We start from the raw sequence: 13,806 nt of genomic DNA, 5'->3' as shown, positions 1-13,806 counted from the left end.
TTATTCATGCGGGTAGCAGCACCAGATCAATGATTGGCGGTATTTCTTCCGCCAACACAATTTCCAGCCCTTTTTTGACTTCCTCCTCCAGATTATTAATATCTACCTCATTCTGCTTAGGAAATATCACCGTTTTGATTCCAGCCCGCTGAGCGGCCATAATCTTTTCGCGAATGCCGCTGACCGGCAACAGGCGGCCATTCAAGGTCAGCTCCCCAGAGAGGGCCACATCCTGCCGGGCCGGCCGCCCGGTCAACAGTGAAAGCAGGGCCAGAGCAATGGTAATCCCCGAGGACGGGCCTTCTTTGGGTATGGCTCCGGAAGGGATATGAATATGGATATCACTGGTGGTAAAAAAATCAGGGGGGATCTGAAATTGCTCCGCATGGCTTCGGATATAACTCATGGCGGTTTGCGCCGATTCCTGGAGTACACTTCCTAGGGAACCGGTCAGAATAAGTTGCTTATTGCCTCGCATCCGGGTCGCTTCCACCGAGATGATTTCCCCGCCGAGCTCGGTCCAGACCAGGCCGGTGGTCACTCCCAGTCGTCTTTCGCTTTCTGCCACCCCGTAACTGAACTTTCTCGGCCCCAAAAACCGTTCAACCAGAACCTCATCTACCATAGTAGGACAGGATACCGCCTTGTCACGCAAACAGATCCGGGCCAATTTGCGGCAGATCATGGCAATCTCCCGCTCTAAATTTCTCAGACCAGCCTCCCGGGTATAGTCCCGGATGATCTTGATAATAGCCTCATCGGTAAACTCCAGGCTTAACTGGGTCAGACCGGAGTCTCTGAGCTGGCGGGGAATCAGATAATTCTTGGCGATCTTTTTCTTCTCACCCTCGGTATAACCAGGGAAATTAATGACTTCTAACCGATCCAGGAGCGGTAAGGGCAGATTTCCCACAACATTGGCGGTAGTGATAAACATCACCCCGGACAGATCAAAGGGCAGATCCACATAATGGTCAATAAAATGATGGTTCTGTTCCGGGTCCAGAATTTCTAGCAAAATGGAAGCAGGATCCCCCCGGAAGTCCTGCCCGATCTTATCGATTTCATCCAACATAAAGACCGGATTTTTTACCTCCAAGCGCTTTATTTCATTAATAATCCTGCCTGGCATGGCCCCAACGTAGGTGCGGCGGTGGCCTCGAAGTTCGGCCTCGTCACGCAACCCGGCCAGGGACATGCGTACGAACTTGCGTTCCAGGGCTTCGGCGATGGCCTGTCCCATCGAGGTTTTGCCAGTGCCGGGGGGGCCGGCGAAACACAGAATCGGCCCCCGGGCCATCTGCATATGCCGTTTGCGATCGATGATTTCCCGGACCGTCTCCCGCAACTCATCCAGTTTGATCGGTTTGGACAGATAATGCGCCGCGCCTTTGCGCAGGGCGTCCACCGCGGTGGTGACCGTAGCATAACCGGTAACCATGATGATTTCGGTATGAGGGGAGAGTCGTTTCACCGATTCCAGCAACTGCAGGCCATCCATCCGGTCCATCTTCAAGTCGGTGAGGACCAGATCAAAATCATGGGATTTGACCTGATCCAGGGCCTCCACGCCGTTGGCGGCGGTGGCCACCTGATGGCCCTCTTTTCGCAAAATATATTCCAGGTTGTGGCGGGCGATCTCTTCGTCATCCACCACCAGTACCCGAGAAGTTTGGATGCTGCACAGAGTGCGGACCGCTAAATATTCCAACACCCTTTCCTTGACGTGCTGGAGACCATAATGTTTGGACTCCAGAATGCGCTCGGCCCGCTTCAGATCCAAGTTGTCTTCAGTAAATTGGTTCCAAGGCAGGGAGATTAGATAATCCAGGTAATTGAGGCCAATCGAGTATTCGGCTACCGCGGGATCAGTTTTTTCCAGCCGTTCCAATTCTTTTCTGGCCGCGCTAGCCACATAATCGGGCAGTTGGGCCTTCTGAATAGCAACTCGCAGGTCAGCTAACTCCTTGCCAGTAGGGGCTCGTTCATCCTCGGGTTTCCGAAAAAAGATCATTGCCGCAACCTTTCTAAGCATTCGTTATCCTAATTAAATTATAAATGAAAACCTGAACAAGAGCAAGATAACCTTGATAAGCGATGTTTTCTCTGTGATTATGTTGCATTTTTCAATGGTTAAGCAGTGATGGTGTAACAATTTTCAAGTTATTATTTTAATTATTTAATTTAGGCCAAAAGATATTGCCGTTACAAAGTGCAACAGTGTTGTGGCTTTCAGTTTGTCCTTGAAAAAATAATAAAGTTAATTAAATCATTAACTTAAACAATAACCGGATTTTTGGCATGGTTCTTGGAAACTAATAGAGTCAAAAGCGGTTAGAGTTAGTGGTTAGGCCATGATTGCGGAGCCAAAATCTGGCCCCGAAGAAGTCAAGGAAAGGAATTAAGACCATGTTGTGGCGACTGAGAAAGTGGAAGGCAGGGAAAAGCCCTACTCCTGGCCCGGAGGATAGGAACAACCACAGCCTGCCCCAAGCTTTTGGGTCGGCGATGGAGGTCGTGCCCCTGGGAGGCGGGCCCGAACTATACGATCTGGCCGCTGAGGAGAAACCCCTAATTCCGGGGGAGCCGCGCAAAATTTTGTTAGTGGCTCATGGTGAAACCTTTGACCCGGAAGAAATCGATTACACGGTTAGTCTGGCAGCCCGGCTGGGCTGCAACCTTGTGGCTCTTAATGTGGGGACGCCGCCCCGGCGGTCAGCCAGGTTCTACCCTGCTTTAGGCAAATCCTGGCAGGATTCCTTTAAGAAACGGGCCACCGCCGCCGCGGCCCGCCTCCAGGCCAAAGCCGCGGAGCAAGGGGTGCAGTGCCGTCAGATGGTGAAATTCGGTGACCTCAATCAGGCCGTGGAGGAGGTTAATCATGAGGTGAAGCGTATCGAATTTGTCATTACCGAACCCAAAATTACCAAACAGGAAGTAACTGCGCAAGTAACCTTGCCGGTTTTCAGCCTGAGAAGATACCAAGGATATCAAGGAGGAAGGATTATGGCTAAGGATCTTAGGAAGAAAAGAAGGTACTATCTTCGGAATACCATCGTGCTCGGCGCGGCCAGTGTCGCTCTTTATGCCGCGGTATTTCTGAATGAGGGTACAGTGACGACTTACTTTACCATGGGAGGGTTGTATGCCGGCTTGCCAGTAGCCACAGCATTAATCTTCTCGTTTGTGCATGGGTCTTTTACCAGCAATTTCCTGTCAGCATTGGGTATTGAACCTTCTGCCAAGTCGGTCCAGCCACGCCCGGCGGCCAGACGACCGGTTCGGAGAGAGCGTCCCCGTTTACGCCTCAATGCCTAGGGCAAAGGTCCCGAAATTACCCCAGGCCACGACACCGGTAGCATGCTGGTGTCGTGGCCGATGTTGCAACCGGATGCTACTCGACAAAACAGTCAAATGCTATACAGGTCCTAATTAGGAGGCAACCATGCCCGGAACAGAAAATTTAATGTTCATTGATTTAAATTTATACTCGGTAATATTCTTATTTGTATTGGGTTTTATCGGCGGACTGGTTAGCGGCTTTATCGGCTCGGGAGGGGCGTTCGTGCTGACCCCAGGGATGATGAGCCTGGGGGCGCCGGGGGCCGTAGCGGTGGCCAGCAACATGTGCCATAAATTTCCCAAGGCCATGGTCGGAGCTTATAAAAGGTGGAAATACGGTCAGGCCGACATCAAGCTCGGTTTGATCGTGGCCCTTTCGGCCATCGGCGGGGTGCTGGTGGGAATCAAGATCCAGGAGCTGATCCTGGCCCGCTGGGGGCAAGCAGGCTCTAATCTTTATATCAGTTTAGCCTTTGTGGTGGTACTGGTGGTCGTCGGAGGTTATGTTTTCCGGGACGCCGTAAAATTGAAAAAGTCTGGGGCCGAGAGCAAGGTCACCAAGCTGGCCCAGAAACTGCAGAGTATAAATCTGCCCCCGATGATCACTTTTAAGTCCGCCAACTTAACCATATCCTTGTGGTTCACCATACCGGTGGGCTTTTTTACCGGCATGCTGGCGGCTACCATCGCGGTCGGCGGTTTTATCGGTGTGCCTGGCATGATGTATGTGGTGGGGGCTACCGGTCTGGTCGCCTCGGCTACCGAGCTGGTGGTAGCCTTTATCATGGGTTTGACCGGCTCGATCAAATGGGGCATTCTCGGGCTGATTGATATCCGCATGACCTTGCTGATCCTGGCCGGATCCCTGTTGGGGGTGCAGTTGGGTGCCATCGGCACTACCTATGTGAAGGACTACATGATTAAATATGTCATGGGGACTATCATGCTGATCGTTGCCGTGAGCCGGGGTTTGGCAATCCCTCAATATCTCAAACAACTTCAGGTTATCAGCATGAATGAGGGAACCATATCCTTGCTCAATAAAGTTAGCTACCTGTCCATGTGTTTTGCTTTGACCTTGGGGGCGGTAATTATCTTGGGAGCCATGTGGAAGGGTATCCGGGCCGAAAAGGCGGCACTGGCAATTGAAAGTAAAGGTACGCGTTATGGCCAGGTATAGCAAGATCCTGGTAGCGGTGGATGGCTCGGAGCCCAGTTTACACGCCTTAAAAGAATCCCTCCGGCTGTCCAAAGATGGCCTCATCGCCGTATCGGTGGCCCCTCGTTACGAGGGGGATTTAAGAATCACCGGTGGCCAGAGTCTTAGCGCCCTGCTGGCCGAACCCTGTGAACGGGCCCTGGGCCAAGCCCAGAAACTGGCCGAGACCGAAGGGGCCCAGATCAGCACCGCATGTATGGTGGGCGAACCCTATGAAGAGATCGTGGACTTAGCCGAGAGGGAAAAAGTTGATCTCATCGTCATGGGTCGCAGTGGGCACAGCTTCTTAGCCCGGACCCTGATCGGCAGTAATACCCGTCGGGTCATCGGCTACAGCCCGGTGCATGTTCTTGTGGTGCCGCCCCAAGCCACCCTCAACTGGCAGAAGATCTTGTTGCCCACGGATGGGTCCAAGTACAGTCAGAAGGCCGCCGAACGGGCAGTAGATTTTGCCAAATCATACGGGGGAGAGCTGACGGTGGTCTCCGTCTTTGACTTGTGCTGCAAGGTTTCCGGACCCTTACCAGCGGTTGACCAGGATATGCTAAGTCCTATTCAAGGATATGTCGATGAGGTCAAATCTCTGGCCGAAGCTGAGGGTATTAAGACTGAAGGTCTGGTGCGGCAAGGCCGGGCCGAGCAAATCATCCTTGATCTGGTCACTGAACAAAAGATTGACCTGGTTATCATGGGATCCCACGGCCGGACCGGTCTGGATCGGCTATTAATGGGGAGTGTCACCGAAAGAATTATCGGAAATTCAACCTGTCCGGTCCTGGTAGTCAAATAAACAATCCAGATGAAAAACTTATGGAGGCGGTCCGGGGGGCGTCCCTAGCGTAAAATTGCTGTCTTAATAGTAAAATTAAGGAAAATTTCCCACCTCAGGGGCGTCTTTAACAGCGCCCCTGATTTTTTAGGATGGGGCTTGCTCGGGGCGTAGGAATCTCAGGCTGTAGTCGCCTTCCCGGAAAGCCGTCAGAAAGCGATTCATGACCGCGTCGGAAGCCAGGGCCAGGTCTAACTGCCGCGCAAAGGCCATTAACAGACCGGTCAATTCCAGCGTTTGCTCGGTTTCTAAAAGAGAATATTTGACCAGCCGTCCCTGCACCAGATCTCCTTTGACCTGAACTTTATAACCTAGTTCTTGCAGGATCTTGCCCAGTAACCGGGCGCGGCGTTCCCGGCGTTCCGGTTCGGCGGCCCCGCCTTTGAATTGGAAACTGATATAGTTGTCATTCTGTTCTTCGGACAGATAGGCGTCGACGATGGAGAAATGATAGCCCAGCCGGGAATTAAAATTGAGGTAATTTTCGGTAATGATGGCAAAGCTCTTGCCCCCCAGACCGCGTTCCGATTTTGCCATATCATAGAGGGTGTTAGCAAAGACGGACATAAAACCTTTGAAGTCCACCACCACCTGTCCGGCCCAACTGACCCGGGGATGATGAAAGCCTCGGAGCAGGGCCTGGAAAGGACGGCAGGCGATATCCTGCTCTTCTACCGTTTCCAGGCCGGCTGTCCTCAGGCCGCCGCCCAGATCTAAGATAAAGAGGTTAAGCGGTATTTCGCTCTTCAGTCGCATCACGCCACTGGCCCGTAAAGATTCCTCCACATCCTGATCAAACATGGCATCCATGGCCTTTTCATGGCAAAAGCGGGTGATATCGTGCCAGGTCCGGCAATTGCCTGGTTGGAAGTCGGGGCTATCCGGGTCGAGCAGAAATAGCGGGGTGATTTTTTTTAAAATCCACCTTAGCTTCTCAAAGACTGGATTCTGTCGCCAGGCTTCTTCGGCTGCAGGTGGAGAGACCAGCAGTTCAGGGATGATTCCCTGATAGATGCGAGCTGTGTCTGCATCCACGGTCACCATCTGACCGGTGCGCAATATCCGGGTGGCCCCGCCGACCTCAACCAGGGTGGGAATCCGGAATTCCCGGGCCAGGATCGACATGTGACCCGTAGGACTGCCCACCTCGGTAATGATGGCGGCAATGCGATCCATGACCAATACCAGACGGGCCGAAGGCTGTCGGGCCACAACTACGGAGCCGGGGGGGATGTTGGCGGTGTCTTTTTCATCCAGAAACAGATAGACCGGCCCGGCTGCGGCCCCGCCGACCGCTCGAATACCGTGTTTTAACAATGGCGGTGCGGTGGGTTCCGGGGGAGGCGTAGCAGCGGCCCCGAAGGCGGCAGCACTAATGCGGAGCGGTCGTGTTTGCAGCACGAAGATTTCATCACGTTCATCAATAGCCCACTCAATATCCTGCGGACCGCCGAAGTGTTTTTCCAGCTTTAAGGCAATCTCTGCCAGACTTTTGATCTGTTCCGGGGTCAGACAGGGTGATTGACCCTGCTCCGGGGGCAATGAAATTTCCTTGGTCTCCCCTTCCGGGGCGCAGGTTAGCGCCACCGGCTTCTGAGCTAGACGCTGTTCCTGCACCTGGTGGTCGCCGGTTCGGCTGACCCGGTAAATGTCCGGCGAGATGCGGCCATCTACGGCATATTTCCCTAGGCCCCAGACTGCGGTGATCACTAGGGTATTGCTATCCGGAGCATGTGGGTCCACCGAAAACATCACCCCACTGGTCTTGGCAGGCACCATGGCCAGACAACCTACAGCCATGGGTAGCTCATTTACAGAAAATTGTTGGTATTTCCAATAGAAAATTGCCCGGGAAGTAAATTTACTGGCCACGATTTCCTTGTAATGCTCCACCAGTTGTTCCGGAGGGACGTTGAGCAAGGTTCGGAATTGGCCAGCAAAAGAATAATGGGTATCTTCCCCGACGGCGCTGGAGCGTACTGCCACGCCTCGGCCTGCCAGAGATTGACCGGCTTGGATCAGGGCTTCGGCCAGATCCGGGGGAAGTTGGGCCTGGCGCACCCGAGTCTGCATCTGTTCGCTGACGGCCTCGAGGCTCTCTAGATCATCCAGGCTGGACTGAGTCAGATATTGCTTTAACTCTTCTGCCAGTCCGGAGGTCTCCAGAAATCGTTTGTAGGCCCAGGCAGAGATAGCAAACCCATCGGGCACCCGCATCTCCAGCCTGCTGCGGATCTCGCCCAGGTTGGCCATCTTGCTGCCCACGCTGGCCGCCATTTCTCGGGTAAGGTCAGTCAGGGGCAAAATGTAAGGGGTTTTAGGGACTTCCGGCGTCGAAGTCAATTCCTGTTGGATGGCTTCCTGGAGTTGACGGTGAACTACTACTAGTTCGGGATAGCGATCCTGGGTGAGCTTATTAAGTTCAGTGATTATCTGGGTTACCTGGTGGGCTAGCCGATCCACCTGGCTACGTATGTACCCGGTATCAAAAAGGTATTCCTCGGCGAGCTTTTCCTCCATATCCGCCATGATCTCCAGAGCCTGATTATTGCCTTCTAGGAGGCGGCGGAAGTGAGAAAATTTCTCCTTCAGGCGGAGCTGCTGGTCCTCCTCGGATTTAAGGAAGCGCCGCAGGAATTTAAACATTAATTCCTCAACTTGGGCACAGCCAAGACAGATGCACCGGTGAAGTATTCAGACCGCAGGGGTTTTCAGTGCCGCGAGTTCTCCTTGCATCTTTTTCCACTCCAAGGCCCGTTTTATAGTGATCAAGATAGTCTCCCGGCGGAAGGGTTTGGTGATAAAATCATAGGCCCCTTTTTGAACCGCCTCTTCGGCGGTCTCGATGGTACCATAAGCGGTAATGATGATAATCGGGATATTAGGATCGTTTTTCTTGGTTATTTCGATGACATCCATACCATCTACCAGGGGCATTTTGAGATCAGTGATCACCAGATCGAAATGTTCGTCCTGGAGCAGTTTAGGCACTTCCAAGGAGTTATTGGTGGTGACGACTTCGTAGTCGGTCTTGTCGGTGATCACGGTTTTCAGTAATCTCAGCATATTGGGTTCATCATCGACAACTAGTATCCGTTCTGACATATGGTCCTCCTAAGACACTGAGCCCTACAGGAATGTTCCAATACGGGGGGGCTGGTCTTCCAGAACCTCCGCTTCTGTGGCCAAAGGGGGCGCCTCAGACTCAGCCTCGGTAAATACGGGCAGATAGACAATAAAAGTAGTGCCATGTTTATCGGGATATTCCTTTTCCGGGTAACTTTTACAGATGATTTTACCCCCAAATTTGGTAATAATGCCATAACTCATGGACAGACCCAAACCGGTCCCTTCCCCGGTTTTCTTGGTGGTAAAAAATGGATCAAAGATCTTGGCTTGCAACTCTTTGGGGATACCCACGCCGGTATCGCCGAATTCGATAGCTACCTGATTTTTGGCAGTTAGCCAGGTCTTTATCCTCAGTATACCGCCACCCTTCATAGCGTCGATGGCGTTGTTGATCAGGTTGATAAAGACCTGCTGCAATTCTTGGGGGTCTCCTTTAACCCGGGGCAAATCAGGGGTAAGACTGCATTCTTGTTGAATCTTTTTGGTCATCAGATTGTTTTTCATCACTGCCAGGGTCTTTTCCAAAATTTCATTAATATTGGCACTGATCTCGGCGCGTTCCGGGGTGCGGGCAAAGGTGAGCAAATTTTCTACGATCTTTTTACATTTCAATCCCTCTTCCTCAACTACCTGCAGAGTTTCATGGATGTCAGGCAAGTCGGCGGTTTTTTCTAATAAGTGTTCCGTAAATCCCAGGATCACCGCTACCGGGTTGTTGATTTCATGGGCCACCCCGGCGGCCATAGTTCCCAGGGAGGCCAGCTTCTCCATATTGATCAGGCGGTCTTCCATGGCTTTGCGCCCGGTGACATCCCGGGAGATGATTTCATAGGCATAAATCTGCCCCTGCTCGTCTCTCAGTCCAACTATACTGGTGGAAAACCAAAACTCCTTCCCCTTCACGGTCACCGGATGGCGTTTGCTTCGGATCAGACCGGTACCTTTGATTTCCTGCAACCATTCCAGATGGAAATCGGCCGACTTTTTGTCAAATATGTCATAAAAAGTCCGGCCGATGAAATCTTCCGGTCTGACCTCGACCTGGGCTTCGGAAGCCTCGGCCTTACTCCGCATCGAACGGGCCAGAGAGAACAGGCAGGCGGCACAGCGGTTAATAGATTGAATGCGACCCTCAGTGTCCACTGAATAAATCAGATCCGCGGCATTCTCCACCAAAGCCTGATAACGGGCTTCCGACCGGTGTAACTCCTCGGTTTTGCGGTTGACCTCTTCCTCCAGGGTCGCAGTAAATTCCCGCTCATAACGATAATTCAACAAAACCACGCTGCTCAGCAGCACGAAGACGCCGATGATCACCTGGATCAGAAATTGCCGCTGATAGATGGTGTGGATGACGCCTTCCACTTCGCTAACCGGAGCCACTACCGCCACCGACCAAGAGCTTGCCGGGCCCGCGGTCTCCGCCAGACTGGAGCCGGTTAATTTCACGGGGGCATAGGCGATCAGTTTTTGGATTACCCCCGCCTCACCCCGATGCCAGCCGGAGATGTAAGTGCCCCAGCCTTCCTGGCCGGTGAGCATCTTTTCCCGCTGGATTTCGTTAATGGCGTCAAAGGAGATGGCCGGCATCCGGGCCTTGCGCACCGTAAAGGCATTTTTACCGATAAAATCCTCCTCCGGGTGATATAAAAAGGTACCCTGGTTGTCCATGATCCAGGCGTAGCCCGTCTTGCCGCTTCTGATCTCAGAGGTAAATTTATGCGCCAGATAGTGAACATCAATATAAAAAGCCAGCACCCCGGACCACTGCCCGGAGGGGTGGGGATGACTTTCATCTACCGACTCGTCATAGGTCGGTGTAGCGATGATCATGATCAGCCGGCCGAAATAATTGGGCAACTGAGTAATTACCCGGCTAACATAGACCCGCCCCTTGTTTTCCGGCTGCCGGGCCCATTCAAAATAAGGTGTTTTTTTATAGGAACCGGTGATGATGTGCTCCAGGCTACGTTCATCTACCAGATAGGCTTTATTGCCTTCCCGATTTATCCGGCGAATTTCCACCACGCCCTCTTCCCGCACACTGGAGAGGGTGACTCGCATACGATGGGCCCAGGTGAGTTCTTCTAAGTATTGAACTGAAGCAGAGTGGTTGAGAATCCGCAACTCCCGTTTCAGAAATTCAAGGTCCTGCTCCAAAATACTGGCAGTATGCTGCGCCAGAACCAGTTGCTGTTGATTGAAATCCTCTTTGACGATCTGGCGCATCTGTCCGGCGGACTTAAGTCCCAAATAAATGCTGACGCCTAACAGCACCAAGATCCCGACCAGGATAACTATTATGACATAGCGGGATAATAAAAAAGAAAAACGCCGCATTTTAGTGTTTTTCCTCTATTTTTACATGTTCCTGTAAAAAATCCTTGATGTACCAGTCAACAATGCCGTCTGAAAACATCACCATGTCCAGTTGTTTGGTGTAAAGGGTGAGTTTTCCTAAAATTTTTAACCGGCAGGCCATTTCCGCGGGCGGATACTTAGCCAGCCGGGCCTCGAGATGGTCGCCTTTACGCTGATAATTCAGGTGCAGATGGTCAATAATGGTTTCGATCAGCCGCACCCGGCGTTCGCGGCGTGCGGCGGTGGACCCTCCGCCCTGAAAATGAAACGTAAGATAATTATCATTAATCTGATCGCTGACATAGGCTTCGACAGTGGAAAGATGATAACCCAGATGAATGCTAAAATTCATATAATTTTTGGATATGATCAAATAACTCTGGTCCCGATAGGGAGCCGCGCCCTGAGCCACCTCGGCATCGGTGTTGACAAAGACCGAGGCGAAACTCTTCACTCCGGCAGGCTTGGCCTGGGGCCAGCGCATGGCCGCCAGGCCCTCCCAGAAGGCCTTAAAAGGGATAGAAAGAATCTGTGCTGGCCGCACTTTGCTCCGAAAGCCTCTTTTCAGGCCGCCGCCCAAGTCCAGGATGGCCACCTTAAAAGGCAACTCCGATTCCAACTCCACTACTCCCCGGCGATCCTGGAATTCCCCTTCTGTCAGCTTAAACATTTCCCGCATGGAAACTTCGTGAGCGAAGCGAACAATATCGTGCAAGGTGCGACAGTGGGACGGGGCGAAAGTTTCCTCCTGGGGGTTGACCAGGTTAAGCGGTACCACCTTTTTGATAACGGTTTTTAGGGTCTGGAAAACCTGGGTTTCGGCCAAATCGTTACCCTTGCCCCTTGGCGCTTCCAGAAGCTCCGGCACCATGCCGTCGTAGACATTGTTATAATAGGCGTCTACCGTCACCACCTGGTCGGGGATCAAAACCTGGGTCGCCCGTCCCGTGTTAATGATGGTGGGAATCTGGAATTCCCGGGCCAAGAGAGCCATGTGGCCGGTGGGACTGCCGGTGTCAGTGATGATGGCCGCGGCATTGGGCATTACCGTGACATATTTCGGTGAGGTATGCCGGGCAACCAGCACCCCTCCCACTGGAAAATTTTTTAGATCCTGGTCCTGGCGGACCATCACCACCGGACCGGATCCCACCCCTCGGCACACAACTGTGCCCTGCTCCAGGAGTAAAGGATAGTCTTTAACAATGCGGGGCCGCGGCTCCACCCCCTTGTGAGTAGGCACCTTGAGGGGGCGGCATTGGAGCAGCCACAATTTATCCTCCTGATCCAAGGCCCACTCGACGTCTTGGGGCTTGCCAAAGTGGTCCTCCAATAATAAGGCCCACTCCACTAGTTTGGTTATCTGGTACTCGTTCAGGCAGGGAGTGTTGACTTGCTCCGCCGGAACCGGCACTTCCGCCACCCCGCCTTCCGGAAGGCTGATCAGCATCTCCTGCTTGGCCGGAATGATCTTTCTGACAATTTTACCAGGGGGTTGGTAGGCGGCCAGGTAATGGTCGGGATAGACCCGGCCGCTGACCGCATATTTCCCCAGCCCCCAGACCGCATTAATCAGCACCACTTCCAGGTCGGCCAGCTCCGTCTGCCTGGTAAAGAGCACGCCGCTGGCCTTGGATTGGACCATAGGCAAGACCATGACCCCCATGGCCATCTCTTCTTCCCGGAACCCCTTGTTTTTGTAATAGAATAAGGCTCGGGGAGTAAACAGGCTGGCGATGATGTCTTTATAGCGGGCGGCCATGTCCGTGGCTGGAACATTCAGATAGGAGGCGTATTGCCCGGCAAAGGTAAAGGTCAGATCCTCGCCCACGGCACTGGAGCGCAGAGCTAACAGCGGTCTCGATCCGACCCGTTTTGCCAGCCGTTCGTAGGCCTCGAACATGGCGGTCTCTAATTCTGTGGGGACCTGGGCGGCGTTGATCATCTCCTTGAGTTCATCGCTCACCCGGGCCAGACTGTCCAGATCATCCAGACGCCACTGTTTCAGGGTCTCAGTAATGCGCTCGCCCAGTTGATTATAATCCAGGAAAAATTTATAAGCATAACTGGAGATGGCAAAGCCCGGCGGCACCGGCAGCCCCAGCCGGTTCTTGATTTCCGCCAGGTTGGCGTTTTTGCCGCCCACCACCTCGATCATCCCGACGTTCAGGTCCTCAAACCATATCACCAGGGGGGCTTCTGGAATTACCCAGCGCTGCTCCAGTACTTCTTCCAATTCCGCCATAATCTGGTCCAAAACCTGGGCCAGGTCTTGATAGCGGTCGCCGCTCATCTGGTTTAAGGCCTCGACCAGCGTGGCGGTTTCCTGGCGGAGCTGATTTACTGCGGAGATAATATATTGAAAATCAAAGAGATAGTCCCCGGAGAGCTTCTCTTCCATGTCGGCCATCAGGGCCAGCACCTGATTGTTGGCGTGCAGCAGGCGTTGAAAATGGGTGTGCTTCTCGGCTAAATGAGATTGGTCTTCCAGGTCCCGAGAGATCCCGGTGATTAGTTGCCAGGTTGGCTTTACCCAATATGTGGAAATATAATCTAAATAAAGCTAAGTGTACTATTTTTAATAAAATTTTAGCCTTTATTGGCCTAACTGTCAAGAAAAGGGCCGGACCCGAGGGCACGTCTACCAGAGGAAGCGTTTTGGGTGTCTTTGGAGGAACTGGCTGGGGGCATGGGCTCGGGGCGATGCCCCCAGGGTTTGTGGTTTAGGGACTGGAAATTAATACCGGCATGCCCATCAGCGGCCAGATAAAGTAGACGAAAAGGGCCAAAAGTACCATTAACACGACATTGGCGATCCAGCCCCAGGTGAAGAACTCGCCGGTGGTAAACTGTTTGCTTTCATAAGCGATAGCATTCGGGGCCGCGCCGACCAGCAGGTTGAACGGCATCCCGGCAACCACCAGCG

The 13,806-nt window shown here is 52.8% G+C and carries 9 protein-coding genes; 3 read left to right on the top strand and 6 right to left on the bottom strand.

What is annotated here, in order from left to right:
• Positions 1-4: 4 nt before the first annotated feature.
• Positions 5-2,014 carry an endopeptidase La gene (lon, locus tag JRG72_02895; protein ID MBW2134173.1) on the bottom strand — a complete coding sequence of 670 codons (2,010 nt, stop codon included), beginning with the start codon at positions 2,012-2,014 and terminating at the stop codon, positions 5-7.
• A gap of 395 nt (positions 2,015-2,409) precedes the next feature.
• Here lon and JRG72_02890 point away from each other — a divergent pair, with 395 nt between their 5' ends.
• The 3 genes from JRG72_02890 to JRG72_02880 all read left to right on the top strand — a co-directional run bounded on the left by JRG72_02890 (position 2,410) and on the right by JRG72_02880 (position 5,351).
• A complete protein-coding gene (locus JRG72_02890) occupies positions 2,410-3,318 on the top strand; it encodes a hypothetical protein (GenBank protein ID MBW2134172.1) in 909 nt (302 codons plus the stop codon).
• Positions 3,319-3,445: 127 nt separating this feature from the next.
• Positions 3,446-4,522, top strand: coding sequence for a sulfite exporter TauE/SafE family protein (locus tag JRG72_02885; protein ID MBW2134171.1), 1,077 nt, complete (start codon positions 3,446-3,448; stop codon positions 4,520-4,522).
• Positions 4,509-5,351, top strand: a complete 843-nt coding sequence (locus JRG72_02880) for a universal stress protein (protein MBW2134170.1) — start codon at positions 4,509-4,511, stop codon at positions 5,349-5,351. The genes JRG72_02885 and JRG72_02880 overlap by 14 nt, the downstream gene beginning before the upstream one ends.
• Positions 5,352-5,477: 126 nt before the next feature.
• Here the strand turns inward: JRG72_02880 and JRG72_02875 are convergent, their stop codons facing one another.
• The 5 genes from JRG72_02875 to JRG72_02855 all read right to left on the bottom strand — a co-directional run.
• Positions 5,478-8,036 (bottom strand): phosphoenolpyruvate synthase, encoded by a 2,559-nt coding sequence (locus tag JRG72_02875; protein ID MBW2134169.1) that lies wholly within the window; start codon positions 8,034-8,036, stop codon positions 5,478-5,480.
• Positions 8,037-8,084: 48 nt separating this feature from the next.
• Positions 8,085-8,495 carry a response regulator gene (locus JRG72_02870; protein MBW2134168.1) on the bottom strand — a complete coding sequence of 137 codons (411 nt, stop codon included), beginning with the start codon at positions 8,493-8,495 and terminating at the stop codon, positions 8,085-8,087.
• Positions 8,496-8,519: 24 nt separating this feature from the next.
• The gene (locus tag JRG72_02865) at positions 8,520-10,859 is read right to left on the bottom strand and encodes a PAS domain S-box protein (GenBank protein ID MBW2134167.1); all 2,340 of its coding nucleotides are present in this window, start codon (positions 10,857-10,859) and stop codon (positions 8,520-8,522) included.
• 1 nt (position 10,860) lies between these two features.
• The gene (locus JRG72_02860; protein MBW2134166.1) at positions 10,861-13,290 is read right to left on the bottom strand and encodes a phosphoenolpyruvate synthase; all 2,430 of its coding nucleotides are present in this window, start codon (positions 13,288-13,290) and stop codon (positions 10,861-10,863) included.
• 313 nt (positions 13,291-13,603) lie between these two features.
• Positions 13,604-13,806 (bottom strand): SLC13/DASS family transporter (locus tag JRG72_02855; protein MBW2134165.1); only part of this gene is annotated, 203 nt, incomplete at its 5' end.

Source organism: Deltaproteobacteria bacterium (genome assembly GCA_019309545.1).
GTDB lineage: Bacteria > Desulfobacterota > Desulfobaccia > Desulfobaccales > Desulfobaccaceae > Desulfobacca_B.
The sequence above is the reverse complement of the archived record's forward strand: the minus strand, read 5'-3'. Positions and strand labels throughout refer to the sequence as shown.